The 26,097-nt window shown below is 71.1% G+C and carries 24 protein-coding genes and 2 pseudogenes; 13 read left to right on the top strand and 13 right to left on the bottom strand.

The features are described 5' to 3' along the window. Positions 1–25: 25 nt before the first annotated feature. Positions 26–1,483: an aldehyde dehydrogenase family protein gene (locus IG90_RS0133140; protein ID WP_030593110.1), complete on the top strand. Its 1,458-nt coding sequence runs from the start codon at positions 26–28 to the stop codon at positions 1,481–1,483. A gap of 18 nt (positions 1,484–1,501) precedes the next feature. Here IG90_RS0133140 and IG90_RS47200 read toward each other — a convergent pair whose 3' ends face one another. Then, positions 1,502–1,750: a hypothetical protein gene (locus IG90_RS47200; RefSeq protein WP_157846376.1), complete on the bottom strand. Its 249-nt coding sequence runs from the start codon at positions 1,748–1,750 to the stop codon at positions 1,502–1,504. A gap of 226 nt (positions 1,751–1,976) precedes the next feature. Here IG90_RS47200 and IG90_RS0133150 point away from each other — a divergent pair, with 226 nt between their 5' ends. The 3 genes from IG90_RS0133150 (at position 1,977) to IG90_RS0133160 (ending at position 4,536) form a co-directional block, all read left to right on the top strand. Beyond that, the gene (locus tag IG90_RS0133150) at positions 1,977–2,618 is read left to right on the top strand and encodes a PadR family transcriptional regulator (RefSeq protein ID WP_030593114.1); all 642 of its coding nucleotides are present in this window, start codon (positions 1,977–1,979) and stop codon (positions 2,616–2,618) included. 83 nt (positions 2,619–2,701) lie between these two features. Further along, positions 2,702–3,676 (top strand): daunorubicin resistance protein DrrA family ABC transporter ATP-binding protein, encoded by a 975-nt coding sequence (locus IG90_RS0133155; protein ID WP_030593115.1) that lies wholly within the window; start codon positions 2,702–2,704, stop codon positions 3,674–3,676. Continuing rightward, entirely contained in the window at positions 3,673–4,536 is an 864-nt protein-coding gene (locus IG90_RS0133160) for an ABC transporter permease (RefSeq protein WP_030593118.1), read from the top strand. Before IG90_RS0133155 ends, IG90_RS0133160 begins: the two co-directional genes overlap by 4 nt. Positions 4,537–4,633: 97 nt before the next feature. Here IG90_RS0133160 and gad read toward each other — a convergent pair whose 3' ends face one another. The 3 genes from gad to IG90_RS0133175 all read right to left on the bottom strand — a co-directional run bounded on the left by gad (position 4,634) and on the right by IG90_RS0133175 (position 7,384). Further along, on the bottom strand, positions 4,634–6,061 hold the full coding sequence (gene gad, locus IG90_RS0133165) for a glutamate decarboxylase (RefSeq protein ID WP_030593121.1): 1,428 nt from the start codon (positions 6,059–6,061) through the stop codon (positions 4,634–4,636). Positions 6,062–6,103: 42 nt separating this feature from the next. Continuing rightward, positions 6,104–6,727 (bottom strand): NAD(P)H:quinone oxidoreductase, encoded by a 624-nt coding sequence (wrbA, locus tag IG90_RS0133170; protein WP_030593124.1) that lies wholly within the window; start codon positions 6,725–6,727, stop codon positions 6,104–6,106. Between the two features lie 291 nt (positions 6,728–7,018). Then, entirely contained in the window at positions 7,019–7,384 is a 366-nt protein-coding gene (locus IG90_RS0133175; protein WP_030593126.1) for a YbjQ family protein, read from the bottom strand. A 152-nt stretch (positions 7,385–7,536) separates the two neighbouring features. Between IG90_RS0133175 and IG90_RS0133180 the strand changes: the two genes are divergently transcribed. Next, positions 7,537–8,265: a DedA family protein gene (locus IG90_RS0133180; protein ID WP_030593129.1), complete on the top strand. Its 729-nt coding sequence runs from the start codon at positions 7,537–7,539 to the stop codon at positions 8,263–8,265. Positions 8,266–8,360: 95 nt separating this feature from the next. Here IG90_RS0133180 and IG90_RS0133185 read toward each other — a convergent pair whose 3' ends face one another. Both IG90_RS0133185 and IG90_RS0133190 read right to left on the bottom strand, forming a co-directional pair. Then, positions 8,361–10,064: a threonine/serine exporter family protein gene (locus IG90_RS0133185; RefSeq protein WP_030593132.1), complete on the bottom strand. Its 1,704-nt coding sequence runs from the start codon at positions 10,062–10,064 to the stop codon at positions 8,361–8,363. Between the two features lie 187 nt (positions 10,065–10,251). Beyond that, on the bottom strand, positions 10,252–10,746 hold the full coding sequence (locus IG90_RS0133190; protein WP_018959738.1) for an inorganic diphosphatase: 495 nt from the start codon (positions 10,744–10,746) through the stop codon (positions 10,252–10,254). A gap of 113 nt (positions 10,747–10,859) precedes the next feature. Between IG90_RS0133190 and dacB the strand changes: the two genes are divergently transcribed. The 6 genes from dacB (at position 10,860) to folE (ending at position 18,455) form a co-directional block, all read left to right on the top strand. Next, positions 10,860–12,308 (top strand): D-alanyl-D-alanine carboxypeptidase/D-alanyl-D-alanine endopeptidase, encoded by a 1,449-nt coding sequence (gene dacB / locus IG90_RS0133195; protein ID WP_033894882.1) that lies wholly within the window; start codon positions 10,860–10,862, stop codon positions 12,306–12,308. A 68-nt stretch (positions 12,309–12,376) separates the two neighbouring features. Next, positions 12,377–13,513, top strand: coding sequence for a zinc-dependent metalloprotease (locus IG90_RS0133200; protein ID WP_030593139.1), 1,137 nt, complete (start codon positions 12,377–12,379; stop codon positions 13,511–13,513). Positions 13,514–13,699: 186 nt separating this feature from the next. Further along, on the top strand, positions 13,700–14,812 hold the full coding sequence (tilS, locus tag IG90_RS0133205) for a tRNA lysidine(34) synthetase TilS (protein ID WP_030593141.1): 1,113 nt from the start codon (positions 13,700–13,702) through the stop codon (positions 14,810–14,812). Between the two features lie 98 nt (positions 14,813–14,910). Next, positions 14,911–15,450, top strand: coding sequence for a hypoxanthine phosphoribosyltransferase (hpt, locus tag IG90_RS0133210; protein ID WP_030593143.1), 540 nt, complete (start codon positions 14,911–14,913; stop codon positions 15,448–15,450). A gap of 182 nt (positions 15,451–15,632) precedes the next feature. Beyond that, on the top strand, positions 15,633–17,690 hold the full coding sequence (gene ftsH / locus IG90_RS0133215; RefSeq protein WP_030593145.1) for an ATP-dependent zinc metalloprotease FtsH: 2,058 nt from the start codon (positions 15,633–15,635) through the stop codon (positions 17,688–17,690). 159 nt (positions 17,691–17,849) lie between these two features. Then, on the top strand, positions 17,850–18,455 hold the full coding sequence (gene folE / locus IG90_RS0133220) for a GTP cyclohydrolase I FolE (RefSeq protein ID WP_030593148.1): 606 nt from the start codon (positions 17,850–17,852) through the stop codon (positions 18,453–18,455). A gap of 203 nt (positions 18,456–18,658) precedes the next feature. On the opposite strand, the gene IG90_RS0133225 is transcribed toward folE, so the two are convergent. From IG90_RS0133225 to IG90_RS0133250, 6 genes and pseudogenes are all read right to left on the bottom strand, one after another. Further along, entirely contained in the window at positions 18,659–19,147 is a 489-nt protein-coding gene (locus tag IG90_RS0133225) for a DUF3180 domain-containing protein (RefSeq protein WP_030593151.1), read from the bottom strand. Between the two features lie 74 nt (positions 19,148–19,221). Further along, on the bottom strand, positions 19,222–19,833 hold the full coding sequence (folK, locus tag IG90_RS0133230; RefSeq protein ID WP_030593154.1) for a 2-amino-4-hydroxy-6-hydroxymethyldihydropteridine diphosphokinase: 612 nt from the start codon (positions 19,831–19,833) through the stop codon (positions 19,222–19,224). Further along, a complete protein-coding gene (gene folB, locus IG90_RS0133235; RefSeq protein ID WP_003968268.1) occupies positions 19,830–20,189 on the bottom strand; it encodes a dihydroneopterin aldolase in 360 nt (119 codons plus the stop codon). Before folB ends, folK begins: the two co-directional genes overlap by 4 nt. 209 nt (positions 20,190–20,398) lie before the next feature. Next, the gene (locus tag IG90_RS0133240) at positions 20,399–20,872 is read right to left on the bottom strand and encodes a nuclear transport factor 2 family protein (RefSeq protein WP_030593157.1); all 474 of its coding nucleotides are present in this window, start codon (positions 20,870–20,872) and stop codon (positions 20,399–20,401) included. Then, positions 20,869–21,732 carry a dihydropteroate synthase gene (gene folP, locus IG90_RS0133245; protein ID WP_164493846.1) on the bottom strand — a complete coding sequence of 288 codons (864 nt, stop codon included), beginning with the start codon at positions 21,730–21,732 and terminating at the stop codon, positions 20,869–20,871. Before folP ends, IG90_RS0133240 begins: the two co-directional genes overlap by 4 nt. A 97-nt stretch (positions 21,733–21,829) precedes the next feature. Further along, positions 21,830–23,473, bottom strand: a pseudogene (locus IG90_RS0133250) (phosphatidylglycerol lysyltransferase domain-containing protein); the annotation flags it as partial. A gap of 160 nt (positions 23,474–23,633) precedes the next feature. Between IG90_RS0133250 and IG90_RS46380 the strand changes: the two are divergent. Beyond that, positions 23,634–23,972, top strand: a pseudogene (locus tag IG90_RS46380) (esterase); the annotation flags it as partial. On the opposite strand, the gene IG90_RS0133255 reads toward IG90_RS46380, so the two are convergent. Next, entirely contained in the window at positions 23,972–25,183 is a 1,212-nt protein-coding gene (locus tag IG90_RS0133255) for a betaine/proline/choline family ABC transporter ATP-binding protein (RefSeq protein ID WP_030593167.1), read from the bottom strand. The pseudogene IG90_RS46380 and the gene IG90_RS0133255 overlap by 1 nt on opposite strands. Positions 25,184–25,358: 175 nt before the next feature. Between IG90_RS0133255 and IG90_RS0133260 the strand changes: the two genes are divergently transcribed. Beyond that, positions 25,359–26,096 (top strand): ABC transporter permease, encoded by a 738-nt coding sequence (locus tag IG90_RS0133260; protein WP_030593170.1) that lies wholly within the window; start codon positions 25,359–25,361, stop codon positions 26,094–26,096. Position 26,097: the final 1 nt, after the last annotated feature.

Raw genomic sequence — 26,097 nt, forward strand, 5'->3', positions numbered from 1 at the left:
GCGAACGCCTGCAGTAAGGGATTGCATGTCCTTCTTCCATGAACTGGCCCACCAGTACATCGACGGCGAGTGGCTGACCGGCAGCGGCTCGTGGGACATCATCGATTTCAATCCCTACAACGGTGAGAAACTCGCCGCCGTCACCGTGGCCACCGCGCTGGAGGTCGACCGGGCCTACCGGGCCGCCGAGCGGGCGCAGCAGGAGTGGGCCGGTGTCAATCCGTACGAGCGGCGTGCCGTCCTCGAACACGCGCTACGCATCACCGGCGAGCGCGCCGAGGAGATCGTCGAGGCGGTCATCGACGAACTGGGCGGCACCCGGCTGCGCGCGCAGTACGAGGTCCGCGGTGCGACGGAGTTCCTGCGCGAGGCGATCCGCCAGGCGCTGCGGCCCACCGGGCGGCTGCTGCCCGCCGTGGGCGACGGCCGGGAGAACCGGCTCTACCGGCTGCCCGTCGGCGTCGTGGGCGTCATCAGCGCCTTCAACTTCCCTTTCCTGGTGACGATGAAGTCCGTCGCTCCCGCCCTGGCGCTCGGCAACGCGGTCGTCGTGAAACCTCATCAGAACGCGCCCGTCGTGGGCGGCGGACTGATAGCGAAGATATTCGAGGACGCCGGGCTGCCCGCCGGACTGCTCAACGTCGTCATCACCGACAGCGCCGAGATCGGCGACGCGTTCATCGAGCACCCCGTGCCCAAGGTGATCTCGTTCACCGGCTCCGACCGGGTCGGCCGGCACATCGCCGCCACCGCGGCGGGCGCCTTCAAGCGGACCATCCTCGAACTGAGCGGCAACAGCGCCCTGGTGGTCCTGGAGGACGCCGACGTCGACTACGCGGTCCGGGCGGCCGTCTTCAGCCGTTTCCTGCACCAGGGGCAGGTCAGCATGGCGGCCAACCGGATCCTGGTGGACCGGTCGGTGGCGGCGGAGTTCACCGAGCGGTTCACCGCCGAGGTGGCCGCCCTCAAGGCCGGCGACCCGAGGGACCCGGAGACCCGGATCGGGCCCGTCATCAACGCCTTCCAGGCCGACGCGCTGGACGCCCTCGTCGACCGGGCGGTCGCGGACGGCGCGACGGCGCTCGTGCGGGGCCGGACCGTCGGCAACGTCGTCGGTCCGACCGTCCTCACCGGCCTCGCGGACGACTCCCCGCTGCTGACCCAGGAGATCCTCGGCCCGGTGGCCCTGCTGATGACGTTCGACGGCGAGGAGGAGGCCGCGCGGATCGTCAACGAGGGCCCGTACGGACTCAGCGGCGCGGTGCACACCCGGGACGCGGAGCGGGGGGTGAAGTTCGCGCAGCGCATCGTCAGCGGGATGTTCCACGTCAACGACTCCACCGTGCAGGACGATCCGCTGGTCGCGTTCGGCGGGGAGAAGACGTCCGGGGTGGGACGGCTGAACGGCGAGGCCGTGGTGGAGGCGTTCACCACGCAGAAGTGGATGTCGATCCAGCACGGCCGCTCGGTCTTCCCGTTCTGACCGGCGTCCACGTCCGCATCAGCTCCCCGACCCCTGGCGCTCGTGGCGCCGGCGGTCGCCGCCCCGGTGTTCCTGCCGCAGCGCGACCACCCGGCCGACGCGGGCGTGAAGCCGTACGGGGCGACGGAGTTCGTCCCCAGGCCGCCCCGGGACCGCGGCGCGCACGCTGAAGGTGCTCCTGCGGGCGGCGCGCACCGGTCCGGTCCGGCTGCCGTCCGCGCGCTCTCCCTCCTCGCTCTGCCCCTGGTCCTCCCCTCGGGCGGTCACGGCCCCGATGCTCCGGTTCGTTGCGGTCCACGGACTCGTCGAGGTCGCGACCGTGCCGCCCGTCATCGAACTCGCCCGGTGTGCGGGGAGGACGGCCCCGTCGTCGGGTCGTCGCGGCATCGCCGGCCCCCGGCGGTACGTGCCGGAAGCCCGCAGGGCACACCGACCGGCCGGACGCAAGCGGGCGGGCTACCCTAGTCAAAGTTGAATAGGAAAGATGGGTGTCATGTCCGCGATCCGGCTGCTCGTCCTCGGCGCCGTGCGTATGCACGGCCGCGCACACGGCTATCAGGTCCGCAACGACCTGGAGTACTGGGGCGCGCACGAGTGGTCCAACGCCAAGCCCGGGTCGATCTACCACGCCCTGAAGCAGATGGCGAAGCAGGGACTGCTCCTCGCGCACGAGACGGCCCCCTCCACGGCCGGCGGCCCCCCGCGCACCGAGTACGAGGTCACGGACGCGGGGCTCGCGGAGTACCGCACCCTGCTGCGTGACGCCATCCGCTCCTACGACCAGAACATCGACGTCCTCTCGGCGGCGATCGGGTTCATCGTCGACCTGCCCCGCGAGGAGGCGGTCGCGCTGCTCAAGGAGCGGATCGAGGGCATGCGGGAGTGGCGGAACTCGGTCACCGAGTACTACACGCCCGAGGAAGGCCCCGAATCCCTCGGTCACATCGGCGAGATCATGAACCTGTGGGTGCACTCGGCCGACGCCGGCGCGGAGTGGACCCGGGGCCTGATCGCCCGCATCGAGGGCGGCGCGTACGTCTTCGCGGGCGAGGGCGACCCGTTCGTCGGGGTGCTCGCCGACGACGAGGAGAACCCGTACGCCACCGGTGTGCCCGACCCCGGGGACCACGACTAATCAAGTTTGACGAATGCCGGACCAGGGTTTACCTTCGACCTGCTAGTCAAGTTTGACTACGAAGGTGGAAGGTGGCGGGAACCGTGACCGAAGCGATCGTCATGGACGGCGTGCACAAGCGGTACGGGGAGAAGCGCGCCCTGGACGGACTGGACCTGGCCGTCTGCGGCGGCACGGTGCACGGAGTGCTCGGCCCCAACGGGGCGGGCAAGACCACCGCCGTACGGATCATGTCGACGCTGCTGCGCCACGACGCGGGCCGGGTGACCGTGGCGGGCCTCGACGTCCGTGAGCGGGCGGGCGAGGTGCGGCGCAGGATCGGGCTGCTCGGGCAGCACGCGGCGGTGGACGAGCAGCTCGGCGGGCGGCAGAACCTGGAGATGTTCGGGCGGCTGTACCACCTGGGCGCACGCCGGGCGGGCAGCCGGGCGGACGAGTTGCTGGAGCGGTTCGGCCTCGCGGACACCGGGCGCAAGGCCGTCAAGCAGTACAGCGGCGGCATGCGCAGGCGGCTCGACCTGGCGGCGTCGCTGATCACCGATCCGGACGTGCTGTTCCTGGACGAGCCGACGACCGGCCTCGACCCGCGCGGCCGGACCGAGGTGTGGGACGCGGTGAGGTCCCTGGTCGGCGGCGGCACCACGGTGCTGCTGACCACGCAGTACCTGGACGAGGCGGACCAGCTGGCCGACCGGATCTCCCTGATCGACGGCGGCCGGGCAGTCGCCGAGGGCGCCCCCGACGAGCTGAAGGCCCTCGTCGGCGGCGACCGGATCGACATCGTCCTGCGCGACGCGTCCCGGCTGGCGGAGGCGGCCGCCCTGCTCGGCGGCCCGGACCTGGTGGTGGACGCCGACCGGCGGCGGATCGGCGCGCCCGCCCCGGACCGGATGGCCGCCCTGGCCCGGACGGTGCGGGCGCTGGAGGACGCGGGCATCGAGGCGGAGGACATCGCGGTGCGCCGCCCGACCCTGGACGAGGTGTTCCTGTCCCTCACCGGGCAGCCCGCCGGCGAACGGACCGAACAGAAGGCGGACACGGCGGAGGTGGCGGCATGAGCGCGACGACGACGGCGGTACCCGGGCGGAGCGGCGGCGGGCGCGGCGGCCCCGGACCCGACGGGGCGGGGGCCTCATCACGGATCGGCTGGGCGCTGGCCGACTCCTGGACGATGACCCGCCGCGAACTGGCGCACTGGGCCCGGCAGCCCGTCCAGGTGCTCGTCGGCCTGGTCTTCCCGGTGATGTTGCTGCTGATGTTCACGTATCTGGTCGGCGGCGGCCGGGGCGTGGACGGCGACCCCACAGAGTTCCTGGTCCCCGGGATGCTCGCGCTGACCATGGCCTTCGGCCTGGAGAGCACGATGCTCGCGGTCACCCAGGACCTCGGCAAGGGCGTCATCGACCGCTTCCGCTCGATGCCGATGGTCCCGGGGGCCGTCCTGGTCGGCCGCAGCACCGCGGACATGCTCCAGTCGACGGCCGCGCTCGCGGTGATGGCCGGGGTCGGGTACGCGGTCGGCTGGCGCTGGCACAACGGGGCCGCCGCCGCGCTGGGGGCGATGGGGCTGCTGCTCCTGCTGCGGTTCGCGATGCTCTGGGTCGGCATCCTGCTCGCCATGGTGGCGGGGCGGCCGGAGATGGTCTCGGCGGTCCAGATCCTGGTCTGGCCGGTCGGCTTCCTCTCCAACGTGTTCGCCACCCCCGGGTCGATGCCGGGCTGGCTGGGCGCGTCGGTCGAGTGGAACCCCATGTCGGCGACGGCCACCGCCGTACGGGAGTTGTTCGGCAACCCGGGTGGTGCGACCGGCTCCTGGGCCGCCGAACACGCCCAACTCCTCGCGGTGCTCTGGCCGGTGGCCATCATCGCGGTGTTCTTCCCGCTGGCGGTGGGCAAGTTCGCGCGCCTCAGCCGGTAGAGGCCTCACAGGTCGGTACACCTGGGGCGTGTTTCGAAAGTCCCGCCTGCTCGGCGAGCGTGCGTGCCAGGCGTCGTCGAGCAGGCGGGACTTTCGACTAGTGGTGGAACCCGGTCGTGACCGCGCGGTCGTGGCTCAACGGATGCCTCTGCGCCCGAAGTTCGGGCAGCAGCAGTTTCAGGTCCCCGACCAGCAGCTCGGCCAGGTCGGAGGAGAACCCGTTGCGGCACACCACCCGCAGCACCGACAGGTCCTGCCGGTTGGCGGGGAAGGTGTAGGAGGGCACCAGCCAGCCGTGCTCCCGAAGCCGGCGCGACACGTCGAACACGTCGTACGCGTGGACGTCGGAGTCCGTCGTGAAGGCGAAAACCGGCAGCTCGTCGCCCCGGGTGAGCAGCCGGAAGTCGCCCAACTCCTCGACCGCGCGGGCCAGTCCGCGGGCCACGTCCCGGGAGGCCTGCTGGACCGCCCGGTAGCCGTCGTGCCCGAGGCGCAGGAAGGTGTAGTACTGCGCGACCACCTGCGCCCCGGGCCGGGAGAAGTTCAGCGCGAACGTCGGCATGTCGCCGCCCAGGTAGTTGACCCGGAAGACCAGCTCCTCCGGCAGCTCGTCCGCCGTACGCCACAGCGCCCAGCCGACCCCCGGGTAGACGAGGCCGTACTTGTGCCCCGAGGTGTTGATCGACGCCACCCTCGGCAGCCGGAAGTCCCAGACCAGGTCCGGGTCGAGGAAGGGCGCCACCATCGCGCCGGACGCCCCGTCGACATGCACCGGGATGTCGAGGCCGGTGCGCTCCTGGAGGGCGTCCAGGGCCGCGCAGAGCTCCGCGACCGGCTCGTAGGACCCGTCGAAGGTGGAGCCGAGGATACCGACGACCCCGATGGTGTTCTCGTCGCAGAGCTCGACGGCGGCCTGCGGGTCGAGATGGAAGCGCTCGCCCTCCATCGGCACCTGCCGGGCCTCCACCTCCCAGAAGTTGCAGAACTTGTCCCAGCAGACCTGCACGTTGACGCCCATCACCAGATTGGGCCGGGCCGTCGCCGGATAGCGGTCCGCGTTCCGCTTCGCCCAGCGCCGCTTCAGGGCGAGCCCCGCGAGCATGCACGCCTCGCTCGACCCGGTGGTCGAACACCCCACGGCCGCCGCCGGAACCGGCGCGTTCCACAGGTCGGCGAGCATCGCCACACAGCGCCGCTCCAGCTCGGCGGTGCGCGGGTACTCATCCTTGTCGATCATGTTCTTGTCCCGGCACTCGCCCATCAGGACGCCGGCCTGCGGCTCCATCCAGGTGGTGACGAACGTGGCCAGGTTGAGCCGGGAGTTGCCGTCGAGCATCAGCTCGTCGTGGACCAGCCGGTACGCCGTCCGCGGCGGCAGCGGCCCGTCGGGCAGCCGGTGCCGGGGCGGCGCGGTGTTCATCGCGGCCGTCGGGTCCGCCTCGCCGAAGAACGGGTTCAGCGCGAGCCTGCGCCGCTCCTCGGGGGGTTCGTCCCGTTCCGGGCGGGCACCGCGGTGGAGCGGCATGAGGGGAGCCCTTCTCTCGGCCGACGCGGTCGGTGTACGGGGTCAGCTCTCCGCAGCCAGGCCCGCCTTGATCGCCCGGGTGAACTTCACGACCCGCTCGGCCTGCACCCGTGCGGCGGTCAGCGTCTGCTCGCCGACCGGGATGTCGCCCTGCCCGGCGACGTGGGAGGTGCCGTACGGGTTGCCGTCGACGAACTTCGTCGGGTCGGTGTACCCGGGGGCGACGAGGATCCCGCCGAAGTGGTGGATCGTGTTGTAGAGCGCGAGCAGCGTGGACTCCTGGCCGCCGTGGGCGGTGGAGCTGGAGGTGAAGCCGCTGTAGACCTTGTCGGCGAGCTGACCCGCCTGCCACATGCCGCCGAGCGTGTCGATGAACTGCTTCAGCTGGGCGGTGACGTTCCCGTACCGGGTCGGCGAACCGAAGATCACCGCGTCCGCCCACGCCATGTCGTCCGGCGACACCTCGGGGATGTCCGCGGTCTTCGCCACGTTCTGAGCCCACGCCGGGTTGGAGTCGATGGCCGCCTGCGGGGCGAGCTCCGCCGCCCGGCGCAGCCGCACCTGCGCCCCGGCCCGCTCCGCGTCATCGGCGATGGCCTTCGCGATCGTGGCGACGGTGCCGGTGGAGGAGTAGTAGATGACGGCGACGTTGACGGGCGTGGGCATGCGGGGGACCTCCGTCGAAGCAGTTTCGGTGCAGAAGCGTTCCATGGGCGCGGAGCGGTGCGAATATGCGCAAACCAGACAATACGGAGGTTGGGCGGGTCCGGCGCGCCGGACGGGGCCTTCTCGGTGACCGCGTACGCCGCCCGCTCACCGCGGCGACGTGCCGTCCCCGTCCAGTGGCGTCCGGGCCCGCCCGGTGACCAGCAGCCAGGCGGGCAGGGCTGCCGAACACAACAGCGGCAGCGCGGAGGCGGCACCTGATCCGCCTCCTGCGCCCGGCCTGCGCCCGCGTCACACCTTGCTGATCACCGCCGCCGTCCCGTACGCGCAGACCTCCGTCCCGACGTCCGCCGCCTCGGTGACGTCGAAGCGCATCATCAGGACCGCGTTGGCGCCCCGGGCCCGCGCCTGCTCCACGAGCCGCTCCATCGCCTGGTTGCGGGTCTCGACCAGCGTCTTGGTCAGCCCTTTCAGTTCCCCGCCGATCATCGACTTCAGCCCGGCGCCGATCTGACTGCCCAGGTGACGCGACCGGACGGTCAGGCCGAAGACCTCGCCGATGACCTGGGTCACCTGATAGCCGGGTACGTCGTTCGTGGTGACGACCAGCACGTCCGCCTGGGCCGCCTGGCCGCCGCCGAATTCCTCGATGTCCATGTTTGTGGCACCTCCTGTGACCAGCTTCGGGCCGCTTTCCAGGATGTGCATTCCCATGGTGCGCCACTGGAACCTCGTGGGTTCATCGGGCGTTGATAGCTTGGGGTAGCCACAGCGCCGCCATCGCACACATCATCCTGGAGCCCGGACCCTTGAATACGCTTGCGCTCGGACCGAGCTGGCTGGACCCGGACTATCTGCTCAACACGTTCGGACTCCCCGGCCTCCTCCTCATCGTCTTCGCCGAGTCCGGTCTCCTGATCGGGTTCTTCCTGCCCGGTGACTCGCTGCTGTTCACCACCGGGCTGCTGGTGACGACGGGACAGCTGAAGTACCCGCTCTGGCTGGTCTGCACGCTGGTCGCCGTCGCCGCGATCGTCGGCGATCAGGTGGGCTATCTCTTCGGCCGCAAGGTCGGCCCGGCCCTCTTCAAGCGGCCCGACTCCCGCCTCTTCAAGCAGGAGAACGTGGAGAAGGCCCACGCGTTCTTCGAGAAGCACGGCCCGAAGTCCCTGGTCCTGGCGCGCTTCGTGCCCATCGTGCGCACCTTCACGCCGATCATCGCGGGCGTCAGCCGGATGAACTACCGCTCCTTCATCACGTACAACATCGTCGGCGCGATCCTCTGGGGCGTCGGCGTCACCGTGCTCGGCGCGATGCTCGGCAAGATCGACTTCGTGCACGAGCACATCGAGATGATCCTCATCCTGATCGTGCTCATCTCCGTGGTGCCGATCGTGATCGAGGTGCTGCGGGCCCGCAGTCAGAACAAGAAGGCCGCCGCGGCCGAGGCACTGGGCGACGGCGACGGCTCCGGCCGCCCCCCGGCGGGCGGCAACGGCCCCTCCTCCGGCCAGCGCGGCCGCCACGCCAAGCGCTGACCCCGCGTACGTACACACCGAAGCGCCCCTCCCCCGGACCTGCGGGGAGGGGCGCTTCGGTGTCTACGGCGCGACGTACGTGACGCCTCGTCGGCTCAGAACCCCCGGGTCCGCTTCGCCGCCCGGCGGCTCGCCCCGCCGACCGCGCCCGGCACCCCCATGAACAGCCGCGAGATCTCACTCCCCAGGTTCACCCCGATCGCGATGGCCAGCGCCGTGGCGACCGCCGTCGACAGCGAGGTCAGCCCCCGGGTCACGTCGTTCTGGGCCACGCCCAGCAGACCGAAGTACGTCGCCGAACCCGGCAGCAGCGGCCCGATCGCCGCCGTGATGTACGGCAGCGAGGAGGTGAACCGGTAGCGCGAGAACAGCTGGCCGAACAGGCCCACCAGACCGGCCGCCACCGCCGTCGCCGCGACCGGCGAGATGTCCCCGGTCCGGGCCATCGCCCCGAAGATGATCCAGGCCACGCCGCCGTTGAGGGTGACCGCCAGCACCGTGGAGCGCTCCTGCTGGAGCAGCACCGCGAAGGCCAGGCTCAGCGTCATCGACACCAGGATCTGGATCACCGGCCGGTCGTTGGCGATGAACTTGGCCTCGGGATTGAGCTGGGCCCCCAACTGCACGCCCAGGTACAGGATGATCAGCACGCCCGCGACGATCCCGATGAAGAAGTACATGACCTCCAGGAGCCGGGCCGATGCGGTGATGTAGTAACCGGTCAGCCCGTCCTGCACCCCCGCCACCAGCGCCCGCCCCGGCAGCAGCGCGAACAGCCCACCGGTGATCACCGCGGACGGGCGGATGTCCGTCGAATGCGTCAGCGTCAGCGCGACGCCCATCGCGGCGGGCGGCATCGCGGCCACCGTGAACTGGTAGAACTCCGGCAGCCCGCGCCCGGCGCACAGCCACGCGAGACGGTCGCCGAGCATCGCGCCCGCCGCCGCCACGATGAACACCAGCACCCCGCCGCCGACCAGCACCGAGGCCGAACCGGCCAGCAGCCCGGCGGCCGCCGTCAGCACCCAGCCCGGGTACGGGTGGCGATTACGGCGGATCTCCGCGAGCCGCCGGTAGGCCTCTTCCAGCGAGACCTCGGTGTCCGTGCTCGTGATGTCGTCGACCAGCCGGAACACGGCCGCCAGTCGGGTGTAGTCGGTGCCCCGGCGGCGTACCGTACGGCTCGCCGTCACCGGGTCGTCGACCAGCGACGGCTGGTGCGAGATGGACAGCAGTGTGAACGTGACCGTCGGCTCACTGCGGTCGAGACCGTACGAGCGGGTCACCGCGAACATCGCCGCCTCGACGTCCTCGGCGCCCTCACCACCCGCCAGCAGCAGCTCCCCGATACGCAGCGTCAGGTCGAGCACGCGCGGCACCGCGGGGCCCGTCTCGTCGTCGGTGCGCTGGATGGACTCCGCGGCCGGACGCTCGGTCACCGGCATCCGCAGCATCGTGCGCATCCGGTCCTGCCAGGGAGCCTCCTTGGTCAGCCTGACCATCGGAATGCCCTGCGCCGGGGTGAACGCGGGCGGCGACTGCTGCGCCTTGTACGTGCTCGGCGGCGTGAAAGCGGAACTCAGCGTGTCGGAGTTCGTACCGCCTCCGGAACCGCCGCCCGACGCGGCCGGACCGCTCGGTTCCTGGTGCACCCCCGTCGGCAGCGCGAACTCCGACGTCGGATGGTCCTCCTCGGGCGGCGACGCCGGCTGACTCGTCCCCGTGGGCGGAGCGAAAGCGCTCCGCGCCTCGTCGGACTGGGGCTTCTGGTCCTCAGGACCGCCCGATTCCGCCACCACTCGACCTCGTTCCTCCTCGACCGCACATCAACGGGGTGTCTCCCACCGCACGTCTGCCCAGTATGGACACCGGCATGGGCCCCGCACGCGCAGAGGTGCGGACAGCGAAACGGGCGGCACACCCGTGAGGTGCACCGCCCGTTCCGGGACGGCCGTCCGGCTCACAAACGGAACCGGAAGAGGGACGTCAGTGCGCGCCGCCCTGCGCCTCGAGGCGCTTGTACGAGGCCTCGATCTCGGCCTCCGCCTCGGTACGGCCGACCCAGTCGGCGCCCTCGACGGACTTGCCCGGCTCCAGGTCCTTGTAGACCTCGAAGAAGTGCTGGATCTCCAGGCGGTCGAACTCCGAGACGTGGTGGATGTCACGCAGGTGCTCCACCCGCGGGTCGGACGCCGGGACGCAGAGCAGCTTGTCGTCGCCGCCCGCCTCGTCGGTCATCCGGAACATGCCGATGGCACGGCACTTGATGAGGCAACCGGGGAAGGTCGGCTCGTCCAGAATGACCAGGGCGTCCAGCGGGTCGCCGTCCTCGCCGAGGGTGTTCTCGACGAAGCCGTAGTCGGCCGGGTAGCTGGTCGAGGTGAAGAGTCGACGGTCCAGGCGGATCCGACCGGTCTCGTGGTCCACCTCGTACTTGTTCCGCGAACCCTTCGGGATCTCGATGGTGACGTCGAACTCCACGGGTGGCTCCTCCATGATCAACACATACGACTGGTGATTAAGTGTCCCCCACGCAGAAGAGTGCTCGCGAAAGGGGCTGGTCAACGGTGGCCGAGCCGGTGGAAAGACCGTCGATGCGTCCGTCGGACCCAGGGGGCAGGCTGAAGGTCCTGAAGAACAGACACAACGGGTCGTACACCTGGCAGGTCATCGCAGGCTCCGCCACGCTCGGCCTGGTCGTCGCCGCCGGCGCCGTCCTCGCCGCCGGCCCCTGGGACAACGGTCAGCGTAAGGCCGAGCGGGCACTCGCAGTCACCTCGGACCGCACAGGTGGCACACATCACGGCCGCCCGACGCCTGAGGGCCCCCGCCCGGCCCCCAGCGCCCCGTCGGTCCTGCCCGCCCTCGGCACCACCACCCACGACGCCCCCCAGGACCGCGCCGCACTCCGCGACACCCTCGCCCCGCTCATCGGCGTGCCCGCACTCGGCACCGAGGTCGCCGCGTCCGTCATCGACACCGCCACCGGCAAGCAGCTGTACGGACGCGGCGACACCACCCCGATGACACCGGCCTCCACCATCAAGATCGCCACCACCACCGCCGCACTCTCCGTCCTGGGCCCCGACCACCGCATCGCCACCACCGCCGCGCTCTCCCCCGACTCCCGCACCCTCACCCTCGTCGGCGGCGGCGACCCCACGCTCAGCGCGGCGGCCCTGCGCTCGATGGCCGCCGAGGCCGCCGAGGCCCTGCGGGAGGAGGACAGGACGTCCGTACGGCTCGCGTACGACACCTCCCGCTACACCGGCCCCGTGCTCCACCCGATCAGCCCCAACGAGAACATCGCGCCCGTCACCGCGCTGATGGTCGACGAGGGCCGGCTCGACGACACGGACCGCGGCCCCGCCAAGCGCACCGACGACCCCGCGGGCGACGCCGCCCGCGCCTTCGCCGCCCAGCTGAGGAAGGCCGGCGTCAAGGTCACCGGCGAGCCCCGCGAGGCCCGCGCGGGCGAGAAGGCCCGCACCGTCGCCACCCACCGCTCCGCCCCGCTCTCCGCCCTCGTCGAACGCACCCTCACCAACAGCGACAACGACATCGCCGAGGCCCTCGCCCGGCAGACCGCCATCGCCAAGGGCGAGAGCGCCGACTTCGCCGGAGCCCGCCGCGCCGTCACCAACGAACTGAGGAAGCTCGAGATCCCGGTGGCCGGGGCCCACCTCGCCGACGGCAGCGGCCTGGACCGGGAGGACCGGGTCACCCCCGCACTCCTCACCGCACTCCTCGCCCGCGCCGCCGACCCCGACCGCCCCGGACTGCGCACCGTCCTCACCGGCCTCCCGATCGCCGGCTTCAGCGGCACCCTCGACGGCCGCTACGAGGAAGGCTCCGAAGGCACCGGCCTGATCCGCGCCAAGACCGGCACCCTGCGCGGCGTCAACTCCCTGGCCGGAACCGTCGTCGATCCACAGGGCCGCCTGCTCGCCTTCGCCTTCCTCGCCTCCGGCAGCCTCTCCGCGACCGAGGCCGAACCCGCCCTCGACGCCCTGGCCACCGCACTCGCCGGAACCGGCGGCTGAAGGGGCGTGCACCCGAAGAGCGGCCCAACACCCCACCACCGGGCGACGGGCTCACGTACGGTTGACGCATGACGAGCATCGGTGGTGCCGAGATGGTCGACTGGAATCTCGCGGTGGCGACCGCGACCCGGCTCGTACGGCCCGGGCCCGACATCAGCCGCGAGGAGGCCCGCGCCGTCGTCGCGGAGCTCCGGCGGCACGCCAAGGCCTCGGAGGAACACGTCCGGCTCTTCACCCGGATGATCCCCGAGGGGACCGAACCCGAGGACACCCCCGTCCTCGTCGTCGACCGGGCCGGCTGGATCAGGGCCAACGTCGCCGGCTTCCGCGAACTGCTGCGCCCCCTGCTCGCCAAGATGGAGAGCCGTCGCTCCGGCGGACCCGGCGGCGCCGTCCTCGGCGCGGTCGGCGGCAAGGTCACCGGTGTCGAGCTGGGCATGCTGCTCTCGTTCCTCGCCTCCCGGGTGCTCGGCCAGTACGAGACCTTCGCCCCGGCCACCCGCGACCTGCCCGCCTCCGCGAACGGCGGCGGCCGACTGCTCCTCGTCGCCCCGAACATCGTCCACGTCGAACGCGAGCTGGACGTCGACCCGCACGACTTCCGGCTCTGGGTCGCCCTCCACGAGGAGACCCACCGCACCCAGTTCACCGGCGTGCCCTGGCTCCGCGACCACCTCCAGGGCGAGATCCAGACCTTCCTCGAAGAGACCGACGTCGACCCGATGACCTTCCTGGAGCGGCTCCGCGAGGCCGCCCAGTCCCTGTCCGGCGCCGGACGCCCCGAGGGCGAACAGGGCGAGGACGGTGGCCGCGGCCTCGTCGACATCATCCAGACCCCCGCCCAGCGCGAGGTGCTCGGCCGCCTCACCGCCGTCATGTCCCTCCTGGAGGGCCACGCCGACTTCGTGATGGACGGCGTGGGCCCCGAGGTCGTCGGCTCCGTCGCCGAGATCCGGGAGAAGTTCCAGCAGCGCCGGGCCCAGGGCGCCGGCCGCCTCGACCAGGCCCTGCGCAAGCTCCTCGGCCTGGACGCCAAGCTCCGGCAGTACAAGGACGGTGAGAAGTTCGTACGGTCGGTCGTCGAAGAGGTCGGCATGGACGGCTTCAACCGCGTCTGGACCTCACCGAACACCCTCCCGACCAAGGCCGAGATCGCCAAGCCCGCCGACTGGGTCGCGCGGGTGCACCGTAAGGCCGACTCCTGACCGTCAGGCCGGCTGCGGACCCGAATTGGCCCTTCAATCACCCATCCGAGGGACCATAGGGGCATGGGAAGGCGTGCAATGCTCGATGAACAGCTTGCCTCTGTCACCATCGACGCACTCTGAGTGACGGGACTCACGCGTTCCGGCGCTCGACGCTCCTCCCGAACTCCACGAAGGGCACCGGACATGGGTCCCCATCCTGCGGTCGCGGCGATACGCCTGGCGGTCCGCCGCGTACTCCACGACGTACTCACCGAATTCCACCGGCACGCCGACCACGACCGGTCCGCCGAAGCGGCCAGGCGCCCCGCGCACGCCGCCCGCTCCCGCTACGCCGAGGCCGGCGCCGCGGGCAGCCCCCGCACAGCGCTCCCCGAACGGCCCGACACCCCGCTCGTGCTCGTCGCCTGCTCCGGCGGCGCCGACTCCATGGCGCTCGCCTCCGCGCTCGCGTTCGAGGCCCGCAAACTCGCCGTCCGGGCCGGCGGCATCACCGTCGACCACAACCTCCAGCCGGGATCCGCACTCCGCGCCGCCGAGGTCGTCACCCGGCTCACCGCCATGGACCTCGACCCCGTCGAGGCCGTCGCCGTGCACGTCGGACGCGAGGGCGGCCCCGAAGCCGCCGCCCGCGACGCCCGCTACGCCGCGCTGGACGCCGCCGCCGAACGCCACGGCGCCGCCGCCGTCCTGCTCGGCCACACCCGCGACGACCAGGCCGAGACCGTCCTCCTCGGCCTCGCCCGCGGCTCCGGCATCCGCTCGCTCTCCGGCATGGCCGCCGCCTCCGGACCGGCCGGCCGCTACCGCCGCCCCTTCCTCCAGCTCGACCGGCAGACCGCCCGCAAGGCCTGCCTGGTCCAGTCCCTGCCCGTCTGGGACGACCCGCACAACATCGACCCCGCCTACACCCGCTCCCGGCTCCGCCACGAAGGCCTGCCCGCCCTGGAGAAGGCGCTCGGCAAAGGCGTCGTCGAAGCCCTCGCCCGCACCGCCCGGCTCTCCCGCGACGACGCCGACGCCCTGGACACCTGGGCCGCCGAGGCCGAGCTGTCCGTACGCGACGACAGCGGCCGCCTGGAGTGCGCCAAGCTCAACGTCCTGCCGCCCGCGGTACGCCGCCGGGTGCTGCGCCGCGCACTGATCGAGGCCGGGGCCCCCGCCGGCTCCCTCTTCGCCCGGCACCTCGAAGAAGTCGACCGCCTGATCACCGGCTGGCGCGGCCAGCGGGCCATCAACCTGCCCGGCCGCGTCGAGGCGATGCGGCAGGGTGGCAGACTGGTCATTCGGCAGAGCTGACGCGCGAGCGGCTGAAGTGCAGGCGAACAGCCGGCCCGGCCCGGGGCGCTTTCCCGGGCCGGCAGGCAGAGAAAGAGACGTGGGTGAACGAGAAGGACATGGGTACCGACCTTCAGTCGGTGCTCCTCACCAAGGAAGAGATCGACGCGAAGCTCGTCGAGCTGGCCGCGAAGATCGACGCGGAGTACGCGGGCAAGGACCTGCTCCTCGTCGGCGTCCTCAAGGGCGCGGTGATGGTCATGGCGGACCTGGCCCGCGCGCTGTCCACCCCCGTCACGATGGACTGGATGGCCGTCTCCTCATACGGAGCGGGCACCCAGTCCTCCGGCGTCGTGCGGATCCTCAAGGACCTCGACACCGACATCAAGGGCAAGCACGTCCTGATCGTCGAGGACATCATCGACTCCGGGCTGACGCTGTCCTGGCTGCTGTCCAACCTGGGCTCCCGGGAGCCGGCCTCGCTCGAGGTCTGCACCCTGCTGCGCAAGCCGGATGCCGCAAAGGTCGCGATCGACGTCAAATGGATCGGTTTCGACATCCCCAACGAGTTCGTCGTCGGCTACGGGCTGGACTACGCGGAGAAGTACCGCAACCTGCCCTTCGTCGGCACGCTAGCCCCGCACGTCTACGGCGGCTGACCCCGGCCGACCCGCTGGGGAACCCTCACTGCCCTCGGGCCGTTGGAGCTTCGAAAGCAGGTTTCTCCGCCGTACCCCGCAGTCGCGGGTGACGATGCTGGGGTACCGTCCGAAGAACAGTCTTTTCAAACAGCAGCATTTACCTACGGGCAGGAGGGACGGGGCGTCTTCGCTCCGTATGGATGGACGTGAAGCGATACTTCCGTGGGCCGGTCATGTGGATCGTGCTGGCCGTCCTCGCCGTGGTCGTGTTGATGCAGGTCGTCGGCTCGTCGGGCGGCCACAAGACGGTGGACACCGGCAAGGTGATCCAGGCGATCAGCAAGGACCAGGTGGAGCAGGCCAAGCTGACCACCGGTGACGAACAAATCCTCAAGATCGAACTGAAGGACGGCCAGAAGCTCGAAGGCGAGTCCGGCAGCAAGTTCCAGGCGAGCTACATCGGCAACCAGGGCGTCGAGCTCGCCGACACGCTGCAGCAGAAGTTCGAGGCGGGTGACATCGAGAAGGGTTACACCGTCTCGCCGTCGAAGCAGTCCCCGTTCGTCTCGATCCTCCTCTCGCTGCTGCCCTTCGTCCTCATCGTGGTCGTCTTCCTGTTTCTGATGAATCAGATGCAGGGCGGCGGTTCCAAGGTCATGCAGTTCGGCAAGTCCAAGGCCAAGCTGATCACCAAGGACACCCCCAAGACGACCTTCTCCGATGTGGCGGGATCCGACGAGGCGGTCGAGGAGCTCCACGAGATCAAGGAGTTCCTCCAGGAGCCGGCGAAGTTCCAGGCCGTCGGCGCCAAGATCCCCAAGGGCGTCCTGCTCTACGGGCCGCCCGGTACGGGCAAGACGCTGCTCGCACGCGCCGTCGCCGGCGAAGCGGGCGTGCCGTTCTACTCGATCTCCGGTTCCGACTTCGTCGAGATGTTCGTCGGCGTCGGCGCCTCCCGGGTGCGCGACCTCTTCGAGCAGGCCAAGGCGAACGCCCCGGCGATCGTCTTCGTCGACGAGATCGACGCCGTCGGCCGCCACCGCGGCGCCGGCATGGGCGGCGGTCACGACGAGCGCGAGCAGACGCTCAACCAGCTGCTGGTGGAGATGGACGGGTTCGACGTGAAGGGCGGCGTCATTCTGATCGCCGCCACGAACCGCCCGGACATCCTCGACCCGGCGCTGCTGCGCCCGGGACGCTTCGACCGGCAGATCGCGGTCGACCGCCCGGACATGCAGGGCCGGCTGGAGATCCTCAAGGTGCACCAGAAGGGCAAGCCCGTGGCGGAGGGCGTCGACCTCGGCGCCGTCGCCCGACGCACGCCCGGCTTCACCGGTGCCGACCTGTCGAACGTGCTCAACGAGGCCGCGCTCCTGACGGCGCGCAGCAACAAGAAGCTCATCGACAACGAGAGCCTCGACGAGGCCATCGACCGCGTCGTGGCGGGCCCGCAGAAGCGGACCCGGATCATGTCCGAGAAGGAAAAGAAGATCACCGCGTACCACGAGGGCGGACACGCCCTGGTCGCGGCGGCCTCCCCCCAGTCGGACCCGGTCCACAAGATCACGATCCTCTCCCGCGGCCGCGCCCTCGGTTACACGATGGTGCTCCCTGAGGAGGACAAGTACTCCACGACCCGCAACGAGATGCTCGACCAGCTGGCGTACATGCTGGGCGGGCGTGCGGCCGAGGAGCTGGTCTTCCACGACCCGACCACCGGCGCTGCGAACGACATCGAGAAGGCCACGGCAACGGCCCGCGCGATGGTCACGCAGTACGGCATGACGGAGCGGCTCGGCGCGATCAAGTTCGGCGGCGACAACTCGGAGCCCTTCCTGGGCCGCGAGATGGGCCACCAGCGCGATTACTCGGAAGAGGTCGCGGCACTGGTCGACGAGGAGGTCAAGAAGCTCATCGAGACCGCCCACAACGACGCGTGGGAGATCCTCGTCGAGAACCGCGACATCCTCGACGCCCTGGTGCTCGAACTCCTGGAGAAGGAGACGCTGGGCAAGGACGAGATCGCGGAGATCTTCGCCCCCCTCGTCCGGCGCCCCGCTCGCCCGGCATGGACCGGATCCGCCCGACGCACCCCGTCGACGCGGCCCCCGGTGCTCTCTCCCAAGGAGCTGGCCCTCACCAACGGCGCTTCGGTCGCCAACGGTTCGGCCACCCCGCCGGAGATCGCCCCGACGGACCTGACGAAGGACATCGCCCCGTCCACCGAGGCGATCCCCGAGGAGCGTCCCGAGAGCTAGGGCGTGTTCCGATGAGACCCCCGTCACGGGGGCCGACCCGGTCCCGGAATGGATGCCGCGCCCCCCAGGTTTTAGCCTGTGGGGGCGCGGCTTTTCGGTATGCCTGCGAGGTCTGAGCGCGAACCCGCGCACGGGACAGCACAGAGGAACGAGGCACAGATGACCGACCCGGTGACGCTGGACGGCCAGGGTTCGATCGGCGAATTCGACGAGAAGCGGGCCGAGGCGGCCGTACGCGAACTGCTGATCGCCGTCGGGGAGGACCCGGACCGCGAGGGCCTGCGGGAGACGCCCGGGCGGGTGGCACGGGCGTACAAGGAGATATTCGCGGGCCTGTACCAGCAGCCCGAGGACGTCCTGACGACCACGTTCGACCTGGGCCACGACGAGATGGTGCTGGTCAAGGACATTGAGGTGTTCAGTACATGTGAACATCACCTGGTGCCGTTCAGGGGCGTCGCCCACGTCGGCTACATTCCGGCCTCCACCGGCAAGATCACCGGCCTGTCCAAGCTGGCCCGGCTCGTGGACGTCTATGCCCGGCGTCCGCAGGTACAGGAGCGGCTGACGACCCAGATCGCCGAGTCCCTCATGTCGATCCTGGAGCCGCGCGGAGTCGTCGTCGTCGTCGAGTGCGAGCACATGTGCATGTCGATGCGCGGGATCCGCAAGCCGGGCGCGAAGACCCTGACCTCCGCGGTGCGCGGCCAGCTCCGCGACCCCGCCACCCGCGCCGAGGCGATGAGCCTCATCATGGCGCGCTGACGCCCCGAGACGCGCGCTACGGGGGCGGCGACCGCTCTGAGAGCCTGTCGGGTGACCTCTGACCGGGCGGCCACGCCCTGGCACGCACGCTTCCGGGCGTTGCCGAGATGCCCTGGTAGCTCCGCTACGAGGACCTCTCGGCGCCTGGGAACCGTACGCACCGTACCGCGTCCGTTTTCCGGTCGAAGGCCACCCGGCACGCTCTACGCGGCCGCCGCCCCCGTGCCGTCGTGGTCGTTGCCGTCCTCGGGGAGGCGGCAGACGCGCTCCAGGAAGAGGGCGGCCGCGATGACCGCGATGCCGGCGACCACCGCCGCGCCCGCGTAGATGGCCTGGTCGCGGCGGGGCGGGATGTCGAGGTAGCTCAGGAGGAAGACGCCGGTGCCGCCGTACATTCCGGCGACCAGGGCGGCCACCAGGGCGCTCGCCTGGCCGAAGACGACCGCGCGGGCTGCGAACAGGGGCTCCACGCCCTTGGCGCCGGGGCGGCGTTCGCGCTGGGCGCGGAGGCGGGCACGGGTGGAGAGGGCGGTCGCCAGGAGGATCGCCGCGATCGCGGCGAGCACGATCGACGCGGCCAGCGGGACGCTCGGCAGGGTGCCGAGGGAGTCCCAGAGGCGGGCTCCGCCCCAGGAGAGGACGCCGGCGGCGGCGAAGAGGCCCGCCAGTACCCCGAGCCGTAGTTGCTTCACCGAGTGAGCCGCCCTTCGCGCCGCCTGTGCCCGGTCCGGCCGTGTGCCGGACCGCCGTCCGTCGAGCCTAACGATTACTCAGGCAGGCGCAGTTCCAGGTCGGCGCGGGGCAGCACGCTCTCGCGGCCGACCTCGGCGAGGAGCTGGGCCACCGGCCCGGCGCCGGGCAGCTGGGCCTCGGGGTCCACGTCGTGCCAGGGGGCGAGGACGAAGGCCCGCTCGTGGGCGCGCGGGTGGGGGAGCGTGAGCACCGGGTCGTCGGAGATGACGTCGGCGTACGCCACGATGTCGACGTCGATGGTGCGCGGGCCCCAGCGCTCCTCGCGGACCCGGTCGAAGGCCTCCTCGACGGCCTGACCGCGCTCCAGCAGGGAGGCGGGGGGCAGCGTCGTCTTCACGAGGATGACCGCGTTGAAGTACGAGGGCTGGGAGTTCGCCTCGACGCCCCAGGGCTCCGTCTCGTACACCGGGGAGACGGCCTTGACCCGGAGGCCCGGGGTGTCCTCCAGGGCGTCGACGGCCCCCTGGAGGGTCTCCAGGCGGTTGCCCAGGTTGGAGCCGAGGGAGATCACGGCCATCTTGGGGTTGGAGAGCGTGACGTCCGCGGCGTCCACCTGCCGGACGACGGCGGTCGGGACCGGCTGTACCGTCGGGTCGCTCTGCCCTTCGGTGGAAAATGCAGTCATGCTCGGCTCCGGGTGATGGTGATGGTCACGTCGTCGAAGGGAACGGTGATCGGCGCGTCCGGCTTGTGCACCACCACCTCGACCTCCTGGACGCCTTCGTGCTTCAGGCACTGCTGGGCGATGCGCTCGGCGAGCGTCTCGATCAGATCGACCGGTTCACCGGTCACCACGTCGACGACCTCCTCGGCCACCACGCCGTAGTGCACGGTGCGGGCCAGGTCGTCGGTGGCTGCCGCGGGGCGGGTGTCGAGGCCGAGCACCAGGTCGACGATGAAGGTCTGGCCCTCTTCCCGCTCCCGGGGGAAGACACCGTGGTGCCCACGGGCCTTGAGGCCGCGCAGCGCGACACGATCCACGCGAATCACTCCTGCTGTCGTTGGTCGAGAGGCACCCGGCCGCGTGCGGGCGGCGAGGTGCCTTGTTTCGAATCTACCTGCGAGCACCGACAGTGCCCGCCCGTGGGGGCCACGGACAGCGCCTCACCTGGCTGATAGCCGCCCATACCCGGTGGCCGTCGGTTCCAATCCTTGTCGGTCCCGTACCCACTCGGGAGTGTGTTTCCCCCTCAGGAGGGCGTTTCCTCGTCGTCGTCCTCGTCGGATTCCGTCAGGACGGGTGACCCGTGGTGGGACCAGAGCTTCCAGCCGTCGGCGGTGCGCTTGAACACGTTCGTGGCGACGACGAGCTGGCCCACGAGCGGGCCCAGGGCGTTGCCCTCCTCGGCCGGGCCGCCGCTGAGGATGTTCTCGGTGCAGGTGACCAGCGCGGTGTCGCCGGTCATCGAGACGTCGACGTCGGTCAGGAAGAACTGGATGTACTCGGTGTTCGCCATGATCAGGGCGTAACTGCGCAGCACCTCGCCCCGGCCCGTGAGCACCGGCCAGCCGGGGTGGACGCAGGAGACGGTGAGGTCCTCGCCCGGCAGCCAGCTGCCGGAGAGCGCGTCGTGGTCGCCGCGTTCCAGCGCCTCGTAGTAGGCGGTGTTGGCCGCCTCGACCTCGGCGATGTCGGCGGCGGCCTGTGCGTGTTCCTCGTTCACGCGGCTCCCTCGACCGCGCGGGCGACGCGGACCGCGTCGGCGGTGGCCCGTACCTCGTGGACCCGGACCGCCCAGGCGCCGGCCGCCGAGGCCAGCGCGGAGACGGCCGCGGTCGCCGCGTCGCGTTCGCGGGCGGGGGGCGGCGGGGCCGAGCCCGGACCGGCCAGGACGTGTCCGAGGAAGCGTTTGCGGGAGGCGGCCACCAGCAGCGGGCGGCCCAGTGTGTGCAGGTCGGCCAGGTGCGCGACGAGCGACAGGTCGTGGGCGGCGTCCTTCGCGAAGCCGAGGCCGGGGTCGATCACGACGCGCTCCGGGGCGACTCCGCCCGCGATCACCGCGTCCATCCGCTGCCGCAGCTCGTCGAGGACCTCGGCGACCACGTCCTCGTACACCGCGCGGCTGTTCATCGACTCGCTGAAACCGCGCCAGTGCATCACGACGAACGGGACCTCGGCGGCGGCGACGGCCGGGACCATGTCCGGGTCGGCGAGGCCACCGCTGACGTCGTTGACCAGGACGGCCCCGGCGGCGACGGCCTGCTCGGCGACGCGGGCGCGCATGGTGTCCACGGAGACGGTGACGCCCTCGGAGGCCAGCCCCCGCACGACCGGGACGACCCGGCGCAGCTCCTCGGCCTCGTCCACCCGGCTGGCGCCGGGACGGGTCGACTCACCGCCCACGTCCACCAGGTCCGCGCCCTCGGACACCAGGTGCAGACCGTGCTTGACCGCGGCGGTGGTGTCGAACCAGCGGCCGCCGTCGGAGAAGGAGTCGGGCGTGACGTTGACGACCCCCATGACCGCACAGCGGTCCCACTCCGGCAGTCCTCGGACCGTGCCCCGCGTGCGTGACGTACTCATACGACCAGACTAGGGCGTGTTTCGAAAGTAGCGCCGTCCGCCCGGAGGGCGGGCTCGGCGGCGTCTGGTGCGTGCGATCGCAAGGCGGAGGGTCGCCCCGATACTGGACGTTGAACTTGTACAGCGACTCGATCTGGAACCAGCGCGAGAGGAAGATCAGCAGCCCGCGCCAGCAGCGCAGCACCGGTCCCGCGCCGAGCCGCTCGCCGCGGGCCAGCGCGGAGCGGAACATCGCGAAGTTCAGCGAGACCCGGGCGACGCCGAGCTTCCCGGCGGCCTGGAGTGCGGCGACGATCAGCAGCTCGTTCATGCCGGGGTCGGCCGAGCGGTCGCGGCGCATCAGCTCCAGGGACATTCCGTCACGCCCCCAGGGGACGAAGTGGAGGACCGCCTTCAGGTCGCCGTGCGGGGAGCCCTCCGTACCGGAGCCGGGCAGGTGGGCGGTGGCGATCACGCAGTCGCCGTCGGCCGGGTCGCCGATCCGGCCCAGCGCCATGGAGAAGCCGCGTTCGGTGTCGGTGCCGCGCCAGTCGGCAGCGGCCCGGCGGATCCGGTCCAGTTCGGTGTCGCCGATGTCACGTGCCCGCCGGACCCGGGTCTCGTAGCCGCCCCGTTCGATGCGCTTGACCATCTGGCGCACGTTCCGCATGGCGCGCCCGGCGAGGGAGAAATCCGCCACGTCCACCACCGCCTCGTCGCCCAGTTCCAGGGCGGTGAGGCCGGTCTCGCGGGTCCAGACCTGGCCGCCGGTCTCGCTGCAGCCCATCACGGCGGGGGTCCAGGAGTGCGCCTGAGCCTCGTCCATGAAGCGCTCGATCGCGCCCGGCCAGGCTTCCACGTCGCCGATGGGGTCGCCGCCGGCCAGCATCACCCCGGAGACGACCCGGTAGCAGACGGCCGCCTTGCCGCTGGGGGAGAAGACGACGCCCTTGTCGCGGCGGAGCGCGAAGTGGCCGAGCGAGTCCCGGCCGCCGTGCCGCTCCAGCAGGGCCCGCAGCCGGCTCTCGTCGTCCTCGGTGAGCCGGGCGGCCGGGTGCTCGGGGCGGAAGGCGAGGTAGATGGTGGTGACGGCGGTCAGCAGGCCGAGCGCGCCCAGCGAGTAGGCGACCGTCCAGCTGGTCCGCCCGGCGTAGTCGACGGGCCCCTCGACGCCGAACAGGCCGTACAGCACGTGCTGGAGACGGTCGGCGATGGACGGGTAGCCGACGACCCGGCCGGGGTGGACGCTGACGATGATCAGCCCGAGCCCCAGCGAACCGGCCCCGAGCAGGACGAAGTTGGCGAGGGCGCGCCAGCGGCTGTGCGGGTCGGGGAGCGCCCGGAACTGGTCCCGGTGGCGCAGCAGCAGCCAGCAGAGGGTGAGGGAGACGAGCACCCCGACGATCGAGTGGCGGTACGCGAACTGGGCCACGGCCCCCGCGGGCAGCAGGGCCACCGCCGCCCGCCAGGCCCGCCGCTTGCGCCGCTTCAGTCCGTGCGCGAGCAGCAGCAGGAGCATGCCCGCGCTCAGCGAGAGCGCGGCGGCGAACGGACCGAGGGCGCCGGGGAGCACTTCGGCGACGGTGTGCATCCGGCTGTGGCGGAAGCGGGGGAAGACCCCGGCGGCGATGTCGATCAGCCCGACGACGGTGCAGGCGGTACCGACGATCGCCGGTACGGATTCGGGGCGCGGCCCGTGGAACAACCGGCGGACGCTCTGCGGAACCGACACCGATTTATCCCCATCTGGCGTGACAGACATCGCTTCCCGTGGCTTCGCGAGAGATTCGTTGAGTCCGCCGGCCGGAGCCCCACGGACGATGTGCGCCCTCTAGGACGTGGGTTGTGGAGCGAGGGTTCACCCACATTCCGGAAATTTCCTGCTCCCGGCCGTTGTACGGAATCGCAGAGAAAGCTCACTCATAGGTCTCACCAGCACAGCAGTGCTCGCCGTCGTGGCGGTGCTGGCCGTCGCGCTGTTCGCCGCCACGGTCCGGTTCTGGCCGCGCCTGGCCCGGCCCGGCTCCGCCGCGGTGTCGGGCCGGGCCGGGCTGCTGCCGGCGACCCAGCTGACGCTGTTCGCCGCGGTGGGTCCGGCGGCCGACAACGCCTTCCTCTTCTACGGTTCCTGGGCCGACCTCTTCGGCCGGCAGCAGGAACTCGGCGTGGTCACCGACCATGCGGGGAACGGGTCGGGCTCGCGGCACGTGGCGCGGATCGGCACCCAGCACCCGGACGTGCCGGGCGGCCGGGTCCCGGCTCAGCGAGAACTGAACCGGGACCGCGTTTTCGCGGTGGTGGCGACCGTCGCCACCGTCTCCACCGCGACCTCGGCGCGCGGTACGTCCTGGGCGTCCGCGTCGATGGAGCGGCGCAGGGCCTCGTGCAGCCGGGCGGGGGTCAGTACACCGAGGAAACGGCCCTCGCTCTCCTCGTCGATGACCGCGATCCAGCCCGCGTCGTGCTGGAGCATGGTGGCGAAGGCCTGCTTGAGGGGTGCGCCGAGCGGGAGCCAGGCCTCCATCCGGCGGGCGTGTTCGCGGACGGTGCTCCTGGCCGTCGCGTCGCCGGTGGCGTCGGCGGGGATCCAGCCGTGGAGGTTGTCCCGGCCGTCCAGGACGACCGCCCAGCGCGCGCCCTCGGACCTGAGCCGTTCGGTGGCGGTGGCCAGCGGGTCGTCGAGGTGGACGACCGGCGGCTGGTCGAGGTCGCTCTCCTCGATGGGCGTCACCGAGAGCCGCTTGAGCCCGCGGTCCGCGCCGACGAAGTCGGCCACGTACGGGGTCGCGGGGGCTCCGAGCACAGTGGCGGGGGAGTCGAACTGCTCGATGCGGCCCTGTCCGTAGACGGCGATCCGGTCGCCGAGGCGGACGGCCTCCTCGATGTCGTGCGTGACGAACAGCACGGTCTTACGGACCTGGGCCTGGAGTTTCAGGAATTCGTTCTGGAGGCGTTCGCGGACGACCGGGTCGACCGCCCCGAAAGGCTCGTCCATCAGGAGAACGGGCGGATCGGCGGCCAATGCGCGGGCCACACCCACGCGTTGGCGCTGCCCGCCGGAAAGCTGTTCCGGATAGCGGTCGCCATGAACGGAAGGGTCGAGTCCGACGAGGTCGAGGAGTTCCGCGGCGCGCTCGCGTCCCTTTCCGCGCCCCCAGCCCAGCAGATGGGGAACGGTCGCGGTGTTCTCCAGCACGGTCTTGTGCGGGAAGAGTCCCACCTGCTGGATCACATAGCCGATTCGGCGGCGCAGTTGGACGGGATCGATGGTGGATATGTCGTCCCCGCCGAGGAATATCCCGCCCTCGGTCGGTTCGATCAGCCGGTTCACCATCTTCATGGTGGTCGTCTTGCCACAACCCGAAGGCCCGACGAGCGTGACCAGTTCACCCTCGGCGACCTCGAAGGAAAGGTCGTCGACGGCGATGGTGCCGTCGGCGTACCGCTTGGTGACGTGCTCGAAACGGATCATGGTTCCCCATTGTGGAGGGCGTTGCGTGAAGGGCATCTTGCCGGAATGCGACAGCCTCCGCGATTGTCAGTGGTCGGGGATAGGCTCGCCAGTCATCAGTTCGATCCGGGGCGATCCGGGGGAGATCCGGGCGCGTGATCCCGGGCGACGAGGGAGAGCAGGAGGTGAGGGGCGGATGGCCGAGCAGAGCTGCCTGGTGACGAACGACTGGATCTGCGGGGAGTATCTCCGCTCCCGCAGCCAGGAGTTGACCGATGCGACCGTGCAGCACATCGGGATCACGGTGGTCTCGGTGCTGATCGGGCTCGCGGTGGCCCTTCCGCTGGCGCTGCTCGCCCGCAGGGGCCGGCGGTTCGCCGGACCGGTGCTCGGGCTGACGACCGTGCTCTACACCGTGCCCTCGCTGGCGATGTTCTCGCTGCTGCTGCCCCTGTTCGGGCTGTCGGCCGCGCTGGTCGTCACGGGCCTGGTGCTCTATTCGCTGACCATCCTCGTACGCAACATCCTGGCCGGGCTCGAAGCGGTGCCGCAGGAGGCCAGGGAGGCAGCCCGCGGCATGGGATACGGGCCGGCGCGGCTGCTGTGGGAGGTGGAGCTCCCGCTGGCCCTGCCCGCGGTGATGGCGGGGCTGCGGATGGCCACCGTGTCGACGGTCGCGCTGACCACGGTCGGCTCGCTCGTCGGCAAGGGAGGCCTCGGCAATCTCATCGAGGACGCGCTGCCCAGCTTCTTCAAGGCCCAGGTGCTCACCGCCTCGGTGCTGTGCGTGCTGCTCGCGGTGGCGGCCGACCTGTTGCTGCTCGGCGTCCAGCGGCTGCTGACGCCCTGGACCCGGATATCCGGGGCGGGCCGGGCCGCCGTGGCGAAGACGGACGCGGGACCCCCCGCCGTGGCGAAGGTGGAGGCGGGCTGAC

This window comes from Streptomyces anulatus (assembly GCF_000721175.1).
GTDB lineage: Bacteria > Actinomycetota > Actinomycetes > Streptomycetales > Streptomycetaceae > Streptomyces > Streptomyces anulatus_C.

Coding starts and splice junctions, on each gene's coding strand:
- IG90_RS0133140 (WP_030593110.1), top strand. CDS start 26: ATGTCCTTCTTCCATGAACTGGCCCACCAGTACATCGACGGCGAGTGG.
- IG90_RS0133150 (WP_030593114.1), top strand. CDS start 1,977: ATGTCCGCGATCCGGCTGCTCGTCCTCGGCGCCGTGCGTATGCACGGC.
- IG90_RS0133160 (WP_030593118.1), top strand. CDS start 3,673: ATGAGCGCGACGACGACGGCGGTACCCGGGCGGAGCGGCGGCGGGCGC.
- gad (WP_030593121.1), bottom strand. CDS start 6,061: ATGCCGCTCCACCGCGGTGCCCGCCCGGAACGGGACGAACCCCCCGAG.
- wrbA (WP_030593124.1), bottom strand. CDS start 6,727: ATGCCCACGCCCGTCAACGTCGCCGTCATCTACTACTCCTCCACCGGC.
- IG90_RS0133175 (WP_030593126.1), bottom strand. CDS start 7,384: ATGGACATCGAGGAATTCGGCGGCGGCCAGGCGGCCCAGGCGGACGTG.
- dacB (WP_033894882.1), top strand. CDS start 10,860: ATGCGTCCGTCGGACCCAGGGGGCAGGCTGAAGGTCCTGAAGAACAGA.
- IG90_RS0133200 (WP_030593139.1), top strand. CDS start 12,377: ATGACGAGCATCGGTGGTGCCGAGATGGTCGACTGGAATCTCGCGGTG.
- tilS (WP_030593141.1), top strand. CDS start 13,700: ATGGGTCCCCATCCTGCGGTCGCGGCGATACGCCTGGCGGTCCGCCGC.
- hpt (WP_030593143.1), top strand. CDS start 14,911: ATGGGTACCGACCTTCAGTCGGTGCTCCTCACCAAGGAAGAGATCGAC.
- ftsH (WP_030593145.1), top strand. CDS start 15,633: ATGGACGTGAAGCGATACTTCCGTGGGCCGGTCATGTGGATCGTGCTG.
- folE (WP_030593148.1), top strand. CDS start 17,850: ATGACCGACCCGGTGACGCTGGACGGCCAGGGTTCGATCGGCGAATTC.
- folK (WP_030593154.1), bottom strand. CDS start 19,833: ATGACTGCATTTTCCACCGAAGGGCAGAGCGACCCGACGGTACAGCCG.
- folP (WP_164493846.1), bottom strand. CDS start 21,732: ATGAGTACGTCACGCACGCGGGGCACGGTCCGAGGACTGCCGGAGTGG.
- IG90_RS0133255 (WP_030593167.1), bottom strand. CDS start 25,183: ATGATCCGTTTCGAGCACGTCACCAAGCGGTACGCCGACGGCACCATC.
- IG90_RS0133260 (WP_030593170.1), top strand. CDS start 25,359: ATGGCCGAGCAGAGCTGCCTGGTGACGAACGACTGGATCTGCGGGGAG.